Source organism: Flavobacterium sp. (assembly GCF_044360715.1).
Taxonomy (GTDB): domain Bacteria; phylum Bacteroidota; class Bacteroidia; order Flavobacteriales; family Flavobacteriaceae; genus Flavobacterium.
The window spans coordinates 44492-65287 of the sequence record NZ_JBIKJY010000011.1 but is presented as its reverse complement, the minus strand read 5'-3'; the positions used below and the strand labels follow the sequence as shown (position 1 = coordinate 65287).

The following is a 20796-nucleotide window of genomic DNA, read 5'->3' as shown; positions in this document are numbered from 1 at the left end:
TAATTATGGAAAACGAAAAACAAACAGGAAATTTCGAAAATCAGCTGACTACTGCTGCAGTTGGATTTTTACAGGAAAGTGCCAAATGGTCAAAATTTATGGCTATTATTGGTTTTATAGGCATTGGTTTAATGGTATTAGTTAGTCTTTTTATGGCTATTGGCTTTAGTGCTATGGGCGCTTCTACTATGCCTGAATTGCCTTTTTCAATGTCGGTTTTCTCGATAATTTATGTGCTTTTTGCAGCTATTTATTTTTTCCCGGTGTATTATTTGTATCAATACGCTACTAAAACAAGTGCAGCATTACATTCAAAAAACAAACAATTATTAACAGATGGTTTAGAAAATTTAAAATCGCACCATAAATTTTTAGGAATATTTACTTTAATTTTAGTTTCCTTGTATGGCTTTATTTTTGTCTTTGCTATTTTAGGAGGAATTCTTTCTACTTTAAGTTAGGAGAAAATAGTAAACATAAAAAAACCGACTTATAATTAAATAAGTCGGTTTTTGTATTTTAATTAAAATCTTAGAAATGTAACGTCAAGTTGATTGAAGTAATTCCAACATTGCCAAATCCGAAATCTGAACTTGTACCACCTTCTGTAGTTACAGCAGCTGCAGTTCCTAATTTAGTTGTTGTTTCAGATTTACCTTGTACATCAAATCCTACTCTGTAAGTGTATTGTGCACCAATAGCAAATTTAGGGAAGATGAAATATTCAGCTCCTAAGAAACCTTGAACGCCTAATCCTAATCCTAATCCAGATTTGTTTTCTGTGCTACTTACGAAAGTTCCAGTTGAAGTTGTTACTGTAGATTCAGTACTTCTAGAGCTTACGTTAATTAAAGCATCTGCACCATAAAATCCTTGAAGACGAGTAGAACCTTTTCTCCATTCTTTTCCTAAACCTGCCGTTAAGTCAAATCCTGAATTTTTGTTCTCTGTCATATTTGCACCAGCTGGAATTTTGTCATTACTTGCACCAAATCCTAAATTAGCTACTACTCTGTAAGCCATTTTGTCTGTAATGAATTTTTTTCCTACAAATGCATTGTTTGTTACAAAATCTACAGAAGGAGCTGAATTATTGGTATTTCCATTAAATGCATTACCTGCATATTCGAAAATTCCATCAGCATTAAAACTAACAGCCCAATCTCCAGCAACTGGTAAATAAGCTTCTCCTTTTTTAGATTTTAAATCTTGCGCATTAACAAAAGTTAATGATAATACTGCCGCAGCAGTTAGTAATACTTTTTTCATAATTTGTTTATTTTTAAAAGTTATGAGGCAAATATAAAAAGTTTTTTTTGAATAATAACACTTTTTTTTGAGGTTATTAACATTTATATTAACATTTTTTTTCAACAATATTGAAAATCAAATATTTACGAAAACGTTGTAAATATAGTATTTTTCAGAAAAATGTATTTTTTAGCGACATAGTTATTAACATTTTCTGAAAAGTATATTTCTGATAAAAGTATATTTTGTTAACAAAAATAGAGGAATTTGTTATTTTTTTTTAAAATAACGTTTCTTGAAGGTTAATTTTGTATTAATAATAAGTAAATAAAGAGCATAAAAAAAATCCTACATTTCTGTAGGATTTAATAAGTGGGCAATGAGGGGTTCGAACCCCCGACCCCCTCGGTGTAAACGAGGTGCTCTGAACCAGCTGAGCTAATTGCCCCAATAAAACGCGCTACTTTCATATTGCGAGTGCAAATATACATCTGTTTTCGGTATTTGCAAATAAAAAAACAAAAAAATTATATTATTTCTGAAACTACAAAGTTGCTACCACCAATAAAAATCAAATCTTTATCAGATGATTTTTCTAATGCCGCTTTGTAAGCTTTTGAAATAGAGGTATATGTGTTTCCGAAAAGTTGAAATGATTTTGCTTTATCTTGAAGTGTCTTTGCATTTAAACCACGTTCGTTTTTTGGTTTACAAAAATAATAATTGGCATTTTTTGGAAATAATGGTAAAATGGCATCTAAATCTTTATCATTTACGACTCCTAAAACTATGTGCAATTGATTGTAAGTTTCTTTTTTTAATTGATTTATAACCAATTCCAGTCCGTGTGCGTTGTGTGCCGTATCGCAAATCACTTTTGGATTTTCTTGTAAAATTTGCCATCTTCCTTGTAAATGGGTATTGAGTACTACATTTGCAATTCCGTTTTTTATATTTTCTTCTGAAATATTGAAATTGGATTTCAAATTTCGAAATACTTCGATAACCGTTTTTTTGTTCTTTATTTGATAATCGCCCAAAAGGCCACAAGGATAATTTGGATGATTTCCATCTTGTGCAAAATGCATTTCTGAATGATTTTGTTTTGCTACACTTAAAAATACGGGTTTAGTCTCAGAAGTATATTCTCCAATTACAACTGGAATATTCTGTTTTATGATGCCCGCTTTTTCAAAGGCAATTTTTTCTAAAGTATCACCTAAAAATTGTGTGTGATCTTTTCCGATATTTGTAATTACTGAAAGTAAAGGTGTAATGCTATTTGTAGCATCTAATCGGCCTCCCATTCCAACTTCAATTATCGCTATGTCTACTTTTTTATCTGAAAAATATTGGTAGGCTAATCCAACTGTCATTTCAAAAAAACTTAATTCGGTTTTCTCAAAAAACAACTTATGATTTAAAATAAATTTATGTACATAATTTTTAGATATTTTTTTTCCATTTATTGTAATTCGTTCTCTGAAATCCTTCAAATGTGGTGACGTGTATAAGCCAACTTTATAACCGGCTTCCATAAATACAGAGGCAATCATACTACTTGTTGAACCTTTTCCATTCGTACCTGCTACGTGTATAGATTTGAAGTCTAATTCGGGATTGTGTAAATATTTGGTCAGTACTAAGATATTTGTTAAGTCTTCTTTATAAGCTGATGCACCTATGTTTTGAAACATCGGTAGTTGGTTAAATAGCCAATTTATGGATTCTTTATAGGTCATTTTTAGTTAGTTGTAAAAAATTTCTTCTTCTGTAAAATAAAATCTTCTTTTTTTAGTTTTATACTTTATAGAAAAATGTATCTTTAGTGCAAATTTCAAAAAATTAATTAAGAATAGTATTACTTATGATCGGATTTTTTTTACAAACCTCTGTAGATACTGTTGCACAAGCTGTAACAAATGTGGCAGATACAAACACACCAACTGTTAACGAAGGAATATCGGTTTTTGAATTCATTTTAAAAGGTGGTTTTTTCTTAATCCCAATTATTATTTTGATGATTTATACCATTTATTTGATAGTAGAAAGGTATTTGTATATCACTAAAACGACAAAAAATGACGATTTTCTTCTTAAAGAAGTGCGTACACATTTAATCGGTGGCAATATAAATTTAGCTGTAGGTGCTGCAGAACGTGTAAATAATGCTACAGCTAGAGTAGTAAAAGAAGGGATTTTAACCATTGGAAGACCTATTTCTGAAATTGAATCGAATATGGAACGTATGGCTCAAATTGAATTAGGCGAGATGGAACGTAAAATGGGACAATTAGGTTTAATTGCTGGTATGGCGCCTACTTTAGGTTTCGTAGGAACGATTTCGGGTGTAATTAAAATTTTCTATAGCATTTCTATAACGGAAAACATTAGTATTGGAAATATTTCTGGAGGGTTATACGAAAAAATGATTTCTTCTGGAGCTGGACTTATCGTAGGCTTAATTGCTTACGCAGGTTACCATTTATTGAATGGGAAAATTGACCATTTTATGTTAAATGTTCAAAAGCAAGTATTGGAATTTGTAAACATAATTCAGCGACCAAATGGCAATTAAAAGAAACAGACGTTTTCATGCAGAAGTACATGCGTCATCAATGAGTGACATCATGTTCTTCTTGCTGTTGTTTTTTCTAATCATCTCTACATTGGCGAATCCAAATGTAATTAAAATGACGTTGCCAAAATCGAAAACAAACGAAAAAACAAATAAACAATTTATAAGTATTTCTGTAACGGAAGACAAAGCGTTTTTTATTGATAAACAACCTGTTAGTTTTGAAGAATTGGAAAAAGAATTGTTAGCTAAAATTGGTACAGATAAAGAACAAACCGTTGTGGTTCGAATTCCGTTTAATTTACAGGTGCAAGATTTAGTGGATGTCCTTCAAATAGGCGTGAAGAACAATTTGAAGTTTGTGATTGCTACTAATCCGAAATAAATTTTTATAACTAAGTAACTAACCACTAATAATTTTAGTGGTTTTTTTGTTTCCTATTTTAATTTGCGAAAATTTGTGTAATCTGTCTTTAAAAATTACTTTTGCAGAACAACACATTCACATTATGTATAAATTACTTTTACGTCCTATATTATTCTGTTTCGATCCTGAAAAAGTGCATTATTTAACCTTTTCATTGGTGAAATTCATCTCTAAAATTCCATTTGTAACTTCAATTATAAAAGCGATTTATGTAGTCGAAGACAAACGATTAGAAAGAGAAGTTTTCGGATTGAAATTTAAAAACCCTGTCGGATTAGCTGCAGGATTTGATAAAGATGCGAAACTATTCAATGAATTATCAGATTTTGGATTTGGTTTTATTGAAATTGGAACGCTAACTCCAAAACCACAAGACGGAAATCCTAAGAAAAGATTATTTCGTTTAAAATCCGATTCAGCAATTATTAATCGAATGGGATTTAATAATGGTGGAGTAGAAGCAGCAATTTTAAGACTAAAGAAAAATAATGGTGTTTTAATTGGTGGAAATATTGGGAAAAATAAAATTACTCCAAACGAAGACGCAACAAAAGATTACGAAATTTGTTTTGAAACTTTATATGATTATGTAGATTATTTTGTAGTCAACGTAAGTTCGCCAAACACACCAAATCTTCGCGAGCTACAAGAAAAAGAGCCATTGACAAAATTATTACAGACGTTGCAAGATTTGAATGATCAAAAAGCTGTTACCCTGAGCTTGTCGAATGGGAAACCAATTCTTTTAAAAATCGCACCCGATTTAACTAACGAGCAATTAGAAGATATTATTGATATTGTAAACGAAACTAAAATCGCAGGTGTAATAGCAACCAACACCACTATTTCTCGTGACGGATTAACTTCTGAAAATAAAGAGGAAATGGGCGGATTATCTGGCAAACCATTAACGAAGCGTTCTACAGAAGTAATTAGATTTTTATCAGAAAAAAGCAATAAATCCTTCCCAATTATCGGAGTAGGAGGTATTCATTCTGCCGATGATGCTATCGAAAAATTAAACGCTGGAGCGAGTTTAGTGCAATTATATACTGGTTTCATTTACGAAGGACCGCAATTGATAACAGATATTAATAACAAAATATTGAAATTGCAATAATATTTTGCAACACAGATTAAAGAAATTTTAAAAATTTATATAATTTCTCCAATCTGTGTTTAAATAAACATCGGTTAAATCCATTTAAATCTGCGTACCCAACATATGAAATTAGTCTTCGCATCCAACAATAAAAACAAAATTGCTGAAATTCAGCAACAAGTCGGTGCGCAATTTCAAATTGTCTCATTAGAAGATATTGGTTGCTTTGTGGATATTCCGGAAACGGCTGAAACTATTGAAGGCAATGCTATTTTGAAAGCCAATTATGTTACTGAAAATTTTGGTTTACCGTGTTTTGCTGACGATACAGGTTTGGAAATCGAAAGTCTAAATAACGAACCTGGCGTGTATTCAGCTCGTTATGCTGGTGAACAAAAGAATGCTGAAGACAATATGGATTTGGTCTTACAGAAATTAGCATCTAAAACCAATAGAAAAGCTCAATTCAAAACCATTATCGCGTTGAATATTAATAACCAACAACATTTATTTGAAGGTATAGTAAAAGGTGAAATTACTTTGGAAAAGTCAGGAAATCAAGGCTTTGGATACGATCCAATTTTTCAACCTGAAGGTTTTTCCGCTACTTTTGCAGAAATGACTATGGAGCAAAAAACTGTAATTAGTCACAGAGGAATTGCAGTTCAAAAATTGATAAATTTCTTATCTAATTTATCTGAGCAACTGTAAATTCATTGTTAAAAAGCTATTACTTTATCGTAACTTTCTGAAAATCAATTAAAAACAAATTAGTTTAATCCGTTTTTTAATTCTACCTTTGCACCCAATTTAAAAATATATAATGAATAAATTTGAGCAATTAGGGTTAAACGAATCGTTGTTAAAAGCAATACGTGATTTAGGATTCGAGACCCCGTCGGAAGTACAGGAGAAGGCCATACCACTATTATTGGAAGATGATACAGATATCGTGGCTCTTGCCCAAACAGGAACAGGAAAAACCGCAGCTTTTGGTTTTCCGCTAATCCAAAAAATTGACCCATTCAACAAGCAAACACAGGTATTAATACTTTCTCCAACAAGAGAATTGTGTTTGCAAATTACAAACGAGATTAAATTATACTCAAAATACATCGACGGTTTATATACTGTTGCAGTATACGGTGGCGCGAGTATTCATGATCAAGCGCGTGATATTAAGCGAGGCGCACAAGTAATTGTGGCGACACCGGGTAGAATGCAAGATATGATTAACAGAGGCATGGTGAATATTAAAAACATCAGCATCTGTGTTCTTGATGAGGCAGACGAAATGTTAAACATGGGTTTCTATGAAGATATTACAAGTATCTTATCAGACACGCCAAAAGACAAAAACACTTGGTTATTCTCGGCAACAATGCCGCAAGAAGTAGCCAGAATCGCTAAAGAATTTATGAGAAACCCGCAAGAAATTACGGTAGGTCATAAAAACTCTAGTTCAGCAAACATTTCTCACGAATATTATTTAGTTAATGCACGTGATAGATATGAGGGTTTAAAAAGATTGGCAGATGCGAATCCAGATATTTTCTCTGTAATTTTTTGTAGAACGAAAAGAGATACACAAGCGGTTGCAGAAAAATTAATTGAAGACGGGTATAATGCTGCTGCATTACACGGAGATTTATCGCAAGCACAACGTGATGGCGTAATGAAATCGTTCCGTGGAAGGCAAATTCAAATGCTTGTGGCTACTGACGTGGCGGCTCGTGGAATTGACGTAGACAACATTACTCACGTAATCAATTATCAATTACCAGACGAAATTGAAACGTATACGCACCGTTCAGGTCGTACAGGTCGTGCCGGAAAATCGGGTACTTCGTTTGTAATTATTACGAAAAGTGAAATCAGAAAAATTCACTCAATTGAGCGAATTATTAAAACGAAATTCGAAGAAAAAGCGATTCCTTCTGGAATGGAAATCTGCGAAATTCAGTTATTACACTTAGCGAACAAAATTAAAGATACAGAAACAGATCATTCAATTGATACGTATTTGCCTTCAATTATGGAGTTGTTACAAGACATTCCTAAAGAAGAGTTAATTAAAAAAGTAATTTCTGTAGAATTTAATCGTTTCTTAAACTATTACAAAAAATCTAAAGATTTAGCTTCTCAAGATGGTTCATCAAGTAGAGCTGAAATTCCATCGGATGGAACGGTAAGATATTTTATCAATATTGGTATAAGAGATGATTATGACTGGATGACGTTAAAAGATTATTTACGTGATACTTTACAAGTAGGTCAAGACGACGTATTTAAAGTAGATTGTAAAGAAGGTTTTTCTTTCTTTAATACTAATGCTGATTTAGCAGAAAAAGTAATGGAAGTTTTAAATGCTGTTAATATTAACGGCAGAAAAATTAACGTTGAAATTTCTAAAAACGAAGGTGGAAGAAGTTCAGGACGCAGAGACCATAACGGAAGAAGTGGTGGCGGAAGATCTGGCGGAAGCGGTTTCTCAGGAAGACGTGAAGGAGTAAATTCTGGCGGTGGTTATAGAGGAAATCGTGATGGAGGAAACCGTGAAGGTGGAGGCTACAGAGGAAATTCAGGTGGTGGAAATCGTGAAGGTGGTTTCAACCGTGAAGGAGGAAGTGGTTTCAGACCAAGAACTTCATCAACAGGAGGAAGCGATAGAAGAAGTTCTGATTCTCGCGATAGCGGAAGAAGAGGAGAAGGTCGTGCTTCTGAAGGTCGTTCAACTGAAAGAAGAAGTTCTGGATTTGAAGGAGCAAGAAGAACACCAAGAAGATCAAACGACTAATTTTTAGTTTAAATATAATAATCCCGATTCGTGCATTCGTTTCGGGATTTTTTATGCTTTAAAATTCAACTTTTTTATAATCTTATGTTAACAACATTACCTATTTAAAATTAAATCTTATTTTTGTAGAAATAAATTTTCAGATGAAAAAAATAGCTTTTCTTATTTTAATTTTAACTGCCGTGTTTGGGTTTTCTCAATCCGACACATTGCAAGTAAAAGTGAAAGGAAAAATTATAGATATTAAAACTAATATGCCAATTGCCAGAGTAACGGTTTTAAATAAAAATACATCTTCGGTGGTTTTGGCATCTGAAAATGGTGATTTTGAAATTTCTGCGAAAACAAATGACAAATTGTTGTTTTCTCATTTGGGTTATAATTATGCTGAGGTTGGTGTGAACCAAAAATGGTATGCTGGAAACCAAACGGTTTTTTTAAGTTTTAAAGAAAATGAAATTGAAACGGTTTTAGTTACAAATTATACTTTAACAGGGTATTTACAAATTGATACAAAATTAATTCCAGTAAACGAAAACTATCGCTACAATATTGCGGGTTTAAATTTAGGTTACGAACCTGGAATGAAAGCTAAAAATGCTACAGAAAACTTATTAAAGGCTTTGTCTAATCCAGTAGATTTAGTGTATTCATTGTTTAATACAAAAGAAAAAGATTTTAAGAAATTAATCGATTTAAAAAAAGATACGCATTTTTCTGCCATTTTAAGTAATAATACGAATCGTGAAGTTTTAGTGATGTTGTTACAATTGGATAAAAATGAAATTGATAAAATTTTAGAAAAATGCAATTATTCTAAAAATTTCATTAATACAGCAAGTGATTTGCAAGTATTAGATGCCTTAGCAACTTCCTATAATGATTACAAAGTTTTGAGAAGAAAGTAGTTTATGTGAAGAGTTGCAAAGTGTCAAAGTGCAAAGTTTCAAAGTGTCAAGTAGCTATTTACAACTGCCAACTCATAACTGATTACTGAAAACTATCCCACAAACTGTTTTTCAATATACGCAATATCTTTAATTGTTTTTCTCGTCCAATCCATTCGTTTTTCTAACACTTCTTCATCTGTAAGCTGCCAGTTAATATCTGATTGTCGCATTCTGTTTGTAATATCTTGAATAACCAATGCAGCTGAAACAGAAATATTTAAACTTTCTGTAAATCCAACCATTGGAATTTTAATATACCCATCCGCCTCTTTTATTACTTCTTCTGAAAGCCCATCAATCTCCGTTCCAAAAAAGATTGCCGATTTTTTCGAAACATCAAATTCGTCTAACATACAGGAGTCATTATGTGGTGTGGTCGCAATAATTTGATACCCTTTTGCCCGTAAACTTGCGATACAACTTTTCATATCTTGATGTTGGTTAATGTCTACCCATTTTTCGGCACCCATCGCAATTTGTTTGTCAATCGCTTTTCCGTATCGTTGTTCTACAATATGTAAATTTTGAATGCCAAAAACCTCACAACTCCTCATAACAGCACTTGTATTATGTAGCTGATACACATCTTCCATAGCAATAGTAAAATGATTGGTTCTGTTTTTTAGTACTTCAATAAATCTGTTTTTTCTGTTTTCAGACATAAAGTTTTCTAAATATTCTAATAAAGCGAGTTTGTTTTTTTGCATTTCGGTTTAATTTGTCGCAAAGTAACAAAAATTCTATAAAAGAAAATGATCGAATTAATAGCTCTAATTTTTTAATGTATATTATTTTAAAATTAATTTTTCAAAAAACACCTAACTAATTTCGGAATACTACGCACGAATTACTAAATTTGCATCTTTAAAAAACAACACAACATTATGCAATTAACGGAATTAAATGCCATATCGCCAATTGACGGACGCTACAGAAGTAAAACCAAATCGTTATCCGCTTATTTTTCGGAAGAAGCGTTAATAAAATATAGAGTTTTAGTTGAGGTAGAATATTTTATTTCAATGTGTGAATATGGTGTGCCTCAATTACAAGGTGTAGATAAAAATAGCTTTGGAAAATTGAGAAGCATTTATGAAAATTTTTCAACGGAAGATGCACTTTGGATTAAAGAAACCGAAAAAACGACTAACCACGATGTAAAAGCGGTTGAATATTTTATAAAAAAGAAGTTTGACGAATTTGGTTTAGAAGCGTTTAAAGAATTTATACACTTCGGACTAACATCTCAAGATATTAATAATACTGCGATTCCACTTTCTGCGAAAGAAGCTTTTGAAAATGTTTATTTACCAAGTTTAATTGCGATTGTTCAAAAATTAAAAGAACTTTCGGTAGAATGGGCAAATATTCCTTTATTAGCTCGTACGCACGGACAACCGGCTTCGCCAACCCGTTTAGGAAAAGAAATTTTAGTTTTTGTAGAACGTATAGAAGAACAAATGCGTTTGTTGTTTAATGTACCTTTTGCCGCTAAATTTGGTGGCGCAACAGGTAATTATAACGCGCATAAAGTAGCCTATCCAAACCACGATTGGAAAGCATTCGGATCGCAATTTGTTGAAGAAACGTTAGGACTGCGTCATTCATTTCCAACTACACAAATTGAACATTACGATCATTTTGCTGCTTTTTTTGATGCATTAAAAAGAATAAATACCATCATTATTGACTTAGATAGAGACATTTGGACGTATGTGTCTATGGATTATTTCAAGCAAAAAATTAAAGCGGGAGAAATCGGTTCTTCAGCTATGCCACATAAAGTGAATCCAATTGATTTTGAAAATTCGGAAGGAAATTTAGGAATTGCAAATGCGATTTTCGAACATTTATCTGCAAAATTACCATTGTCAAGATTACAACGTGATTTAACAGATAGTACTGTTTTACGAAATATTGGTGTGCCAATTGGACATACACTTATTGCTTTTGAATCTACATTAAAAGGGTTGAATAAGTTGTTATTAAACGAAGCAAAATTCGCAGAAGATTTAGAAAAAAATTGGGCCGTTGTAGCAGAAGCGATTCAAACTATTTTACGAAGAGAAGGCTATCCAAATCCTTACGAAGCACTAAAAGATTTAACAAGAACCAATACGGTTATTAATAAAGATTCGATTTACGCGTTTATTGAATCGTTGAACGTTTCTGACGATATTAAAACAGAATTAAAAGCGATTACACCAAGTAATTATTTGGGAATTTAATTTTTCATTCAGAATCTGGTACCAAAAAAAAACCATTCCAATAAATCGGAATGGTTTTTTACTTTTTAGACCTGACAGGTTTCAAAAACCTGTCAGGTCTATATATTAATTACTATCTCGAATAATTCGGAGCTTCTTTAGTTATGGTAACATTATGTGGATGACTTTCGCTAATTCCACTTGAGGTTAATCGTACAAATCGGCTTGTGGCTTGTAAGGTTTCAATGTTTTTGGCACCACAGTAACCCATTCCAGCACGAAGTCCGCCAATAAATTGCTGCATGCTTTCATTAAGTTCGCCTTTGTAAGGTACGCGACCTACAATTCCTTCTGGAACTAATTTTTTCACATCATCTTCCACATCTTGGAAATATCTATCTTTCGAACCTTCTTTCATAGCTTCAACAGAACCCATTCCTCGGTACGATTTGAATTTTCTTCCTTCAAAAATAATAGTTTCTCCTGGAGATTCTTTCGTTCCAGCTAACATCGAACCTAACATCACACAAGAAGCTCCTGCAGCCAACGCTTTTGGTATATCTCCAGTATATCGAACACCTCCATCAGCAATTACTGGAATACCTGTTCCTTCTAATGCGGCAGCCACTTCTAAAACGGCAGAAAATTGAGGAAAACCAACACCAGCTACAATACGAGTCGTACAAATAGAACCAGGTCCGATTCCAACTTTTACAGCATCAGCACCATTTTCAGCTAAATATAAAGCCGCTTCTGGCGTAGCAATGTTTCCAACCACTACATCTATTTCTGGAAATTTGTTTTTTACTTGTTTTAAGACATCTACCACACCTTTTGTATGTCCGTGTGCGGTATCAATAATTACGGCATCAACACCTGCTTTTACTAAAGCTTCTGCTCGGTCAAGTACATCTGATGTAACACCCAAAGCAGCAGCCACTCGTAAACGACCAAATTTATCTTTATTTGCGTTTGGTTTTTGTGTAAGTTTAGTAATATCTCTAAATGTAATTAATCCAATCAATTTAAAATCAGCATCAACTACAGGTAATTTTTCAATTTTACTTTCTTGAAGAATTTCTTCTGCAGCGGCTAAAGTAGTACCTTTTCCTGCAGTAACTAAATTTTCAGAGGTCATTACTTCAGTAATCGCTCTTGAGTTTTCTTTTTCAAAACGCAAATCTCTATTGGTAACAATTCCTTTTAAAATTCCTTTTTCATCTACAACTGGAATTCCACCAATACCAAATTCTCTCATCGCATTTTTGGCATCACCTACATTTGCGGTTAAAGGCAATGTTACAGGATCTATAATCATTCCGCTTTCTGCACGTTTTACTTTTCTAACTTCTGCAGCTTGTTGTGCAATAGTCATATTTTTATGTAGCACACCAATACCACCTTCTTGCGCCATAGCAATTGCCATTGCGCTTTCTGTAACTGTATCCATTGCAGCGGAAACAATTGGTGTATTTAAGGTAATGTTTTTACTAAATTTTGATTGAATAGAAACTTCTCTTGGAAGAATTTCTGAGTAATTTGGGATTAAAAGAACATCGTCATACGTTAGTCCTTCTCCTATAATTTTTGTAGTGTGTGCTTTCATCCTGCAATTGTAGTTAAATTGCGTGCAAATATAAGAAAAAGTTAGTAGTAAATCATAATTTAATTCAAAACAATTAAATTTATCAACTAAATCAATGCTTTAAGTTTATTCATTAATAAAACGCGCCAAACAATTTAGTTGCTTCGTTATAAGCACTTTCAAAGCTCATTGGGCTGGTGTTGGTGTTTTCTTTTTTGGTAGTAAAATAGGACAATAATTTTTCGGTAGGCATATTTCCGGTTAAATCGTCTTTAGCCATTGGGCAGCCTCCAAAACCTTGAATGGCGCCATCGTATCTTCTGCAGCCAGCTTGATATGCGGCGTCAATTTTTTCAAACCATTTGTCTGGCGTGGTATGTAAATGCGCACCAAATTCAATATTTGGATATTTTGTTATTAAATTACGAAACAAATAATCGATAACTTCGGGGGTAGAAGAGCCAATCGTATCGGAAAGTGATAAAATTTTTACGCCCATCTTAGCTAATTTTTCTGTCCAGTCACCTACAATTTCAACATTGTATGGATCGCCATACGGATTTCCAAATCCCATAGAAATATACGTTACAACTTCTTTGTTAGATTTGTCAGCTATTTCTAATATTTCTTGCAATGTTATCAAACTTTCAGCAATGGTTTTGTGCGTGTTTCGCATTTGAAAATTTTCAGAAATAGAAAACGGAAAACCAAGATATTGTATTGCTTTATGTTTTGATGCAGCTTCTGCTCCTTGCGTATTGGCAATAATTGCTAATAGTTTGCTTTTTGTTTGCGAAAGATCTAACTGAGCTAAAACGTCAGCAGTATCTTGCATTTGCGGAATCGCTTTTGGCGAAACAAAACTTCCAAAATCCAGCGTGTCAAATCCAACTCGTAATAAAGATTGAATATATTGAACCTTTTTTTCGGTGGGAATAAACGTTTTAATGCCTTGCATGGCATCGCGCGGACATTCGATAATTTTTATTGCTTTCATAAGAATGTCAAAGATAAGTAAAACTTTATTCTCTACAAATATGTTTTTATTGCAATCAAGTTAAACGTTAGAAGTATAAAAAAAATTATTAAAAACGTTTTTTTATTTATACTTTTGCACCACAAATTAAGTAAGAAATTATGGTTAAAGATTTATTTGAAAGAATACAACAAAATAAAGGACCGTTAGGAAAATGGGCTTCACAAGCAGAAGGTTATTTCGTGTTTCCAAAGTTGGAAGGTGAATTGGGCCCAAGAATGCAATTTCAAGGTAAAAATATATTAAACTGGAGTTTGAATGACTATTTAGGGTTAGCCAATCATCCAGAAGTTCGTAAAGCAGATACTGAAGCAGCAGCACAATATGGTGCGGCTTACCCAATGGGAGCTCGTATGATGAGTGGACACACTAAGTATCACGAACAATTAGAACAAGAATTGGCAGCTTTTGTAATGAAAGAATCGGCATATTTATTGAATTTTGGTTACCAAGGAATTTTATCTACAATTGACGCTTTGGTTACCAGAAATGATGTTATTGTTTATGATGTAGATGCACACGCGTGTATTATTGACGGTGTTCGTTTGCATAGTGGAAAACGCTTTACGTATAAGCATAATGACATCGAAAGTATGGAAAAAAACTTGCAACGTGCTACAAAATTAGCTACCGAAACGGGTGGTGGTATTTTGTTTATTACGGAGGGTGTTTTTGGAATGCGAGGACAACAAGGTAAGTTAAAAGAAATTGTAGAAATGAAGAAAAAATACAATTTCCGTTTATTGGTTGATGATGCGCACGGTTTTGGTACACTTGGTAAAACAGGTGCTGGAGCAGGTGAGGAGCAAGGGTGTCAAGACGGAATTGATGTGTATTTTTCAACTTTTGCAAAATCAATGGCTAATATTGGTGCTTTCGTAGCAGCTGATAAAGATATTATTGATTATTTAAAATATAATTTACGTTCTCAAATGTTTGCTAAAGCATTGCCGATGATTCAAACAATTGGTTCGCTGAAACGTTTAGAATTATTACGTAATTCATCTGAAATTAAAGATAAATTATGGGTAAATGTTAATGCGTTACAAAACGGATTAAAAGAAAAAGGATTCAATATTGGCGATACAAACACGTGTATTACACCAGTTTACTTGGAAGGTTCTATACCTGAAGCTATGATTATGGTAAACGATTTAAGAGAAAACTACGGAATTTTCTTGTCTATAGTTGTGTATCCAGTAATTCCAAAAGGTATGATTTTATTACGAATGATTCCAACCACAACGCATACATTAGAAGATATTGATGAAACGTTAACTGCTTTTGAAGCCATACGTGAGAAATTAGAAAACGGAACGTACAAAAAAATTGCAGAATCAACAATTACAGATAAATAATTTGAACAAATTATAAAAATTAAAAAGCGTTGATTGTTTCAACGCTTTTTTTTATTCATCTTATTTTTAGTTACTTAAAAGTGTAAAAAAGATGATTTTTTCGTAATGTTGAATAAATATTAATAAAAAATGAATTTTAGGCTCAAATAAAATTGTTTTATCCTTTATGAAATGATATATTTGTCCGTTTTTAAAGAAAATAACTTAAATTAACTATAATGCAGAACAAAGGACTAATTAAATTCTTCGCAATCATATTTACGATTGCTTGTATCTATCAACTTTCTTTTACGTTTGTTGCTAACGGAATTGTAAAAGATGCGAAAGAATTTGCGAAAGGAGATTCTCAAAAAGAATTAAACTACTTAAAAGATCTAAAGAAAAAAGACGTTTTTTTAGGCTTTACTTATGAAGATGTTGAAAAACAACAAATTAACAAAGGATTAGATTTAGAAGGTGGAATTAACGTAACGTTAGAAGTTTCTGTTAAAGACGTTTTAAAAACATTATCTAACAATTCTAAAAACCCAACTTTCAACAGAGCTTTAGAAAGAGCTACAAAAGATAGAAAAGGAAATCAAGATTATTTAGATGCCTTTTTTGACGCTTTTGCTGCAGAATCTAACGGAACTATAAAAATGGCTTCAGCTGAAGCATTCTACAATAGAACATTTGAAGAAATTCAGTTAAGTATGACTGATGATCAAGTGAAAGTTATTTTGAAAAAGAAAGTAGCTGAATCTATTGAAAGTGCTTATAAAGTATTAACTAAACGTATAGATAAATTCGGAGTAGCGCAACCAAACATTCAAAAAATTGGTGAAACAGGAAGAATTTTAGTAGAATTACCAGGTGCTAAAGATTTAGATAGAGTTGAAAAATTATTATCTCAAACCGCACAATTAGAATTTTGGGAAACTTTAAAACCAGAAGAATTAGGTAATTTCTTTACTGCTGCAAATGATGCTTTAAAAGCAACTGAGAAAAAACCAGCTGCAAAAGTTGCAATTGTTGATACAACGAAAGCGGTAGATGCAAAATCTAAAGTAAATGAATTATTAGGCGATAAAAAAGATGCCGCTAAAAAAGCAGCTAAAGATTTAGGACCTTTATTTGAAAATGCAATTCCAAGTCCGTCAGGATTAATTGGATATAATGTTAAGGATACAGCTAAAATTAACTCGTATTTAAAAAGAGCAGAAATTAGAGCTTTACTTCCTGCAACGGCTTCAAACGCAAAATTTGCTTGGGGAAAAACAACTTCTAAAGCTGAAGATGTTACAGAATTATACATATTAAAAGGAACTGCAGATGGAGTTGCGCCATTATTAGGTGGTGCCATTACAGATGCAAGTGCTGATTTTGACCAGTTTGGAAAACCAGCAGTAAGTATGCAAATGAATCCAGTTGGTTCAAGAAAATGGGAACAATTAACGGGTGACATTGCTAAAAACGGAAATCAAGTTTGTATTGTATTAGATAATGTTGTGTATTCTGCAGCTACTGCAAAAGCAGCTATTTCTGGTGGACAAACACAAATTTCAGGTTCTTTCACATTAGAAGAAACTGCAGATTTAGAAAATGTATTAAGAGCAGGTAAATTACCAGCTAAAGCAGATATCGTTCAAAAAGCAGTAGTTGGACCTTCTTTAGGTCAAGAAGCTATTGATAATGGTATTTTATCCTCTATCATTGGTTTATTATTAGTCTCTTTCTGGATGGTTTTCTATTACGGAAGAGCAGGTTGGTATGCTAACGCAGCTTTATTATTAAACTTAGTTTTGTTATTTGGCGCTATGGCTAACTTTGGTTTTGTTTTAACATTACCAGGTATTGCAGGTATCGTTTTAACAATGGGTACTGCGGTAGATGCGAATATTATTATCTACGAGAGAGCAAAAGAAGAATTAAGAGCTGGTTTATCATTAGAAAATGCAGTTACTACTGCTTTCGGATGGAAAGGCGCTATGCGTTCTATAATTGATGCCAACGTGACACATATATTAACAGGTACAATTTTATATATTTTTGGAGAAGGAATGATTAGAGGTTTTGCGATTACTTTATTAATTGGTATTTTAACTTCATTATTTACTTCAATCTTTATTGCGCGTTTCTTTATTGATGCAGATATTGCTAAAGGAAGAAGTTTGCAATTTTGTACCAACATTACTAAAAATTGGTTTACAGGTTTCAACTTCGATTTCTTAAAAATTAAGAAATTCACATATGCATTCTCGTTAGTGGTTTGTATTGTTAGTTTTGTTTCGTTCTTTACGAATGGTTTTGATCAAGGTATTGACTTTGTTGGAGGAAGAACCTTCCAAGTGCAATTTGACCAAAAAGTGTCTCCAGAAGAAGTTTCAAATGCGCTTTCTACAGCTGCGTTTTTTGACAAAGCGGAAGCGAAAACATTTGGTAACGATAATCAATTAAAAATTACTACAAAATATAAAATCGACAAGCAAGGTGTTGAGGTTGATAAAGAAGTAAATGAAAAATTATATGCAGGTTTGAAAAAATTCTATGCTAAAGAGATTTCTTACGATGAGTTTACAAATACACAAGAAGGAAAACAATTTGGTGTATTGCAAGCTATGAAAGTTGGGCCTTCTATTGCAGATGACATTAAAACAAACGCCTATTGGGCAGTATTAGGAGCGATGTTATTAGTGTGTTTATACTTAGTAATTTCGTTCAGAAAATACCAATATTCATTAGGAGCAATTGCTGCAGTAGCGCATGACGTTATTTTTGTATTAGGTATTTATTCTTTATTATACAAATATATGCCATTCCATATGGAAATTGACCAACACTTTATTGCTGCTATTCTAACAGTAATTGGATATTCAATGAATGATACCGTAATTGTATTTGATAGAGTTCGTGAATTCTTAGGTGGAAAATCGCACCATGGTAATTTTAACAAAATTGTAAACGATTCTGTAAACACGACATTATCTCGTACCTTAAACACATCTTTAACGATGATTATGGTATTAGCAATTATGTTTGTATTTGGTGGTGATTCAATCCGTGGATTTATCTTTGCGATGTTAATCGGAATTATTGTAGGAACATATTCTTCGTTATTTATTGCGACACCAGTATTAGTGGATACGATGTCAGCATCAGATAAAAAACAAATTGAAGCAGAGCACAACGTATAACGTTGTGATATTATATAAGTAAAACGTCCCGATGAAAATCGGGACGTTTTTTTTATAAGTTATATGAAAAAATTATAAATGTTGTTGCTTTAAATAATCCACTGCATATCTACCTTCATTAAAAAGTAAATCTAAAATGGATAAATTATTTATGAAACCGTGCTTGTTATCAAAAACTTGTGTGTATGGTTCAATTTGAGTGGCGTCTTTTTTACCATTTACTAAATTGCGAAAATCAGTTTTATCAGTAACTTCATGAAAATATTCCGTTGTTTTCTCAAAAGGAATGGAAATTCCCAAAGCATCATTTATTCTTTCAAATATTTCAAAGTTTAGATCTAACATAAACTCGTGTTTTTTTTCGAATATGGGTTGTAAATCATCTATGAAATATTCGTAAAAAGGCGAATTCTTATAAGCAGCTTCTAAAGATTTAAAATGGTTTTTTTGCCAATTGTATTGGTTGTCTATTTTGATGTCTTTAAAGTTGTTATTTGCATCGTCATGCTTTACTGATATGTTTAACATTTGAATTCCATTTGGACTATAAATGTACATTCGGTTTCTGTTGGTTTGTTTTTGAAAGGTATCTTCTACTTCAAATGTAACCGATTCAGCAGCAATCATAGCAATATAATGACTGATAGATGGAAAGTAAGTAGGATAAATTAAAATTTCATTGTTCATAATTCTATTGTAATGAAAAAAGAGTTGCAAACTAAATTACAACTCTTAAATTATTTAAAGTAAATCTGTTTCTTTTTTCTTTTTCTTACCTCTATACCAATCCCAAGCAAAATATCCTACTAAAAGGAATAAGAAGTATTTAAAATACGATTCAGGTTGACCTTCTCCGCTAACGGTTGTAAAGAAACGTTCGGTTCTAAATTTATTTAGTAAGCCTTTTGCATTCCAATCTAAACTCATCCAAATAAAAATAGGTTTACCAACAATATGATCTGCAGGTGTGTAACCAAAATAACGCGCATCTAACGAATTATGTCTGTTGTCTCCCATCATCCAATAATAATCTTGTTTAAAGGTGTAGGAAGTAGTTATTTTTCCGTTTATTTTAATTTCATTTCCTTTTACTTCTAACGTATTTCCTTCGTACTCTGTGATGATTAATTTATACAAGGGTAACGTTTCTTTGTTTAAAGCAACTGTTTTTCCAGCTTGTGGAATGTAAATTGGACCGAAATTATCACCATTCCAATTGTTCGTTTCGGATGGCTTTCCATCTTTAAAATCTGGGAATACGCCGTCTTCTGCTTTTTTGTTTATCATTCTTTTTACCGAAGTGATACCGCTAATTGATTTTAATTTTTCTGCATTTTCAAAAGTTAATGCTTGAACGTAAAGCGTGTCGTTAGTTATCATTCCTGCTGGATCAGTAACTTTCATTTCTCTTAAAATCGTTTCAAAATCAATTGGTGTTTTGCCGTCGGTACTAATTTTATAAGAATATTGAGGTTTCGCTCTTTCAGGTAATAGTAATTCTTTACCATTTACAAAAACAATTCCGTCTTTAATTTGCAAACTGTCGCCGGCAATACCCACACAACGTTTTACATAATTTGTTTTCTTATCGCGAGGTTTGTCAATTCTTTCTTTTGCTGGTAAATACATATTTGCAAGTGTATCTCTTGGCCAATTGAAAACAACAATGTCGTTATTTTTAATTTTTTCTAAAGCAGGAAATCTAAAATAAGGTAATTGAGGCTTGCTTAAATATGAAAGTTTTTTTACCATTGGAATAGAGTCGTGAACCATTGGTGCTGCAACTGGAGTCATTGGTGTTCTGGCGCCATAATGAAATTTACTTACAAAAAGAAAATCTCCAATTAATAATGATTTTTCTAATGATGAAGAAGGAATTACAAAGGGTTGAATAAAATACGTATGCACAAAAGTCGCTACTATTAAAGCAAAAGTAATTGAACCTAAAGTATCTAAAGCTTTTGTTGCGGGTTTGATATCGCGTTCAGCTTCGTATGAAACTTGTTGTGTGTAATTTACATATCCGATGTATAAACCTAAAGTAATAACGCCCAACCACATATCTGCAGTAGTTTTTTTACCGAAAGTACGTAAGGTTTCAATCCAAATTACAGGTAAAATTAACAAGTTAATAACCGGTAAAAATAATAAAAGCACCCACCATTTTGGTCGATTTATCATTTGCATTAATACAATTCCGTTATAAACAGGAATGAAGGCTTCCCAAGCTTTTCTACCTGCTTTTAGATATAATTTCCAAGTACAAATTGCGTGTATTGTACTAATTATTAATATTGTAATAATCCAAGTTGATATGTCCATAATTTTGTTT

Annotated in this window: 17 protein-coding genes and 1 tRNA gene; 10 read left to right on the top strand and 8 right to left on the bottom strand. The window is 32.5% G+C overall.

Annotation, left to right across the window (positions count from 1 at the left end):
* Positions 1 to 5: 5 nt before the first annotated feature.
* Complete coding sequence (locus ACIQ16_RS05465) at positions 6 to 461, top strand: hypothetical protein (RefSeq protein WP_396149403.1); 456 nt, start codon at positions 6 to 8, stop codon at positions 459 to 461.
* A 70-nt stretch (positions 462 to 531) separates the two neighbouring features.
* Here ACIQ16_RS05465 and ACIQ16_RS05460 read toward each other — a convergent pair whose 3' ends face one another.
* The 3 genes from ACIQ16_RS05460 to ACIQ16_RS05450 all read right to left on the bottom strand — a co-directional run bounded on the left by ACIQ16_RS05460 (position 532) and on the right by ACIQ16_RS05450 (position 2993).
* Complete coding sequence (locus tag ACIQ16_RS05460) at positions 532 to 1269, bottom strand: hypothetical protein (RefSeq protein ID WP_396149401.1); 738 nt, start codon at positions 1267 to 1269, stop codon at positions 532 to 534.
* A gap of 355 nt (positions 1270 to 1624) precedes the next feature.
* Positions 1625 to 1699: transfer RNA gene (locus tag ACIQ16_RS05455), tRNA-Val, on the bottom strand.
* 79 nt (positions 1700 to 1778) lie between these two features.
* Positions 1779 to 2993, bottom strand: a complete 1215-nt coding sequence (locus tag ACIQ16_RS05450; RefSeq protein WP_396149399.1) for a bifunctional folylpolyglutamate synthase/dihydrofolate synthase — start codon at positions 2991 to 2993, stop codon at positions 1779 to 1781.
* A gap of 125 nt (positions 2994 to 3118) precedes the next feature.
* On the opposite strand from ACIQ16_RS05450, the gene ACIQ16_RS05445 reads away from it, so the two are divergent.
* The 6 genes from ACIQ16_RS05445 to ACIQ16_RS05420 all read left to right on the top strand — a co-directional run bounded on the left by ACIQ16_RS05445 (position 3119) and on the right by ACIQ16_RS05420 (position 9063).
* On the top strand, positions 3119 to 3829 hold the full coding sequence (locus ACIQ16_RS05445) for a MotA/TolQ/ExbB proton channel family protein (RefSeq protein WP_396149397.1): 711 nt from the start codon (positions 3119 to 3121) through the stop codon (positions 3827 to 3829).
* On the top strand, positions 3819 to 4214 hold the full coding sequence (locus ACIQ16_RS05440) for a biopolymer transporter ExbD (protein WP_353148711.1): 396 nt from the start codon (positions 3819 to 3821) through the stop codon (positions 4212 to 4214). The genes ACIQ16_RS05445 and ACIQ16_RS05440 overlap by 11 nt, the downstream gene beginning before the upstream one ends.
* Before the next feature lie 124 nt (positions 4215 to 4338).
* Positions 4339 to 5376, top strand: a complete 1038-nt coding sequence (locus ACIQ16_RS05435; RefSeq protein ID WP_396149395.1) for a quinone-dependent dihydroorotate dehydrogenase — start codon at positions 4339 to 4341, stop codon at positions 5374 to 5376.
* Between the two features lie 105 nt (positions 5377 to 5481).
* On the top strand, positions 5482 to 6069 hold the full coding sequence (locus ACIQ16_RS05430; protein ID WP_396149393.1) for a non-canonical purine NTP diphosphatase: 588 nt from the start codon (positions 5482 to 5484) through the stop codon (positions 6067 to 6069).
* A gap of 112 nt (positions 6070 to 6181) precedes the next feature.
* Complete coding sequence (locus ACIQ16_RS05425) at positions 6182 to 8155, top strand: DEAD/DEAH box helicase (RefSeq protein WP_396149391.1); 1974 nt, start codon at positions 6182 to 6184, stop codon at positions 8153 to 8155.
* Between the two features lie 143 nt (positions 8156 to 8298).
* Positions 8299 to 9063 carry a carboxypeptidase-like regulatory domain-containing protein gene (locus ACIQ16_RS05420; RefSeq protein WP_396149389.1) on the top strand — a complete coding sequence of 255 codons (765 nt, stop codon included), beginning with the start codon at positions 8299 to 8301 and terminating at the stop codon, positions 9061 to 9063.
* A gap of 92 nt (positions 9064 to 9155) precedes the next feature.
* Here the strand turns inward: ACIQ16_RS05420 and ACIQ16_RS05415 are convergent, their stop codons facing one another.
* Entirely contained in the window at positions 9156 to 9812 is a 657-nt protein-coding gene (locus ACIQ16_RS05415; RefSeq protein ID WP_396149387.1) for a TrmH family RNA methyltransferase, read from the bottom strand.
* Positions 9813 to 9989: 177 nt separating this feature from the next.
* On the opposite strand from ACIQ16_RS05415, the gene purB reads away from it, so the two are divergent.
* Positions 9990 to 11333 (top strand): adenylosuccinate lyase, encoded by a 1344-nt coding sequence (purB, locus tag ACIQ16_RS05410; RefSeq protein ID WP_396149385.1) that lies wholly within the window; start codon positions 9990 to 9992, stop codon positions 11331 to 11333.
* A gap of 112 nt (positions 11334 to 11445) precedes the next feature.
* Here the strand turns inward: purB and guaB are convergent, their stop codons facing one another.
* Together guaB and ACIQ16_RS05400 are read right to left on the bottom strand one after the other, a co-directional pair.
* Positions 11446 to 12918: an IMP dehydrogenase gene (guaB, locus tag ACIQ16_RS05405; RefSeq protein WP_396149383.1), complete on the bottom strand. Its 1473-nt coding sequence runs from the start codon at positions 12916 to 12918 to the stop codon at positions 11446 to 11448.
* Positions 12919 to 13030: 112 nt separating this feature from the next.
* Complete coding sequence (locus ACIQ16_RS05400; protein WP_396149381.1) at positions 13031 to 13894, bottom strand: hydroxymethylglutaryl-CoA lyase; 864 nt, start codon at positions 13892 to 13894, stop codon at positions 13031 to 13033.
* Between the two features lie 140 nt (positions 13895 to 14034).
* Between ACIQ16_RS05400 and ACIQ16_RS05395 the strand changes: the two genes are divergently transcribed.
* Positions 14035 to 15291, top strand: a complete 1257-nt coding sequence (locus ACIQ16_RS05395; RefSeq protein ID WP_396149379.1) for an aminotransferase class I/II-fold pyridoxal phosphate-dependent enzyme — start codon at positions 14035 to 14037, stop codon at positions 15289 to 15291.
* 218 nt (positions 15292 to 15509) lie between these two features.
* On the top strand, positions 15510 to 18464 hold the full coding sequence (secDF, locus tag ACIQ16_RS05390; RefSeq protein ID WP_396149377.1) for a protein translocase subunit SecDF: 2955 nt from the start codon (positions 15510 to 15512) through the stop codon (positions 18462 to 18464).
* A gap of 72 nt (positions 18465 to 18536) precedes the next feature.
* Here secDF and ACIQ16_RS05385 read toward each other — a convergent pair whose 3' ends face one another.
* Together ACIQ16_RS05385 and lepB are read right to left on the bottom strand one after the other, a co-directional pair.
* Positions 18537 to 19151, bottom strand: coding sequence for a WbqC family protein (locus tag ACIQ16_RS05385; RefSeq protein WP_396149375.1), 615 nt, complete (start codon positions 19149 to 19151; stop codon positions 18537 to 18539).
* A gap of 54 nt (positions 19152 to 19205) precedes the next feature.
* Entirely contained in the window at positions 19206 to 20786 is a 1581-nt protein-coding gene (lepB, locus tag ACIQ16_RS05380; RefSeq protein ID WP_396149373.1) for a signal peptidase I, read from the bottom strand.
* Positions 20787 to 20796 lie beyond the last annotated feature (10 nt).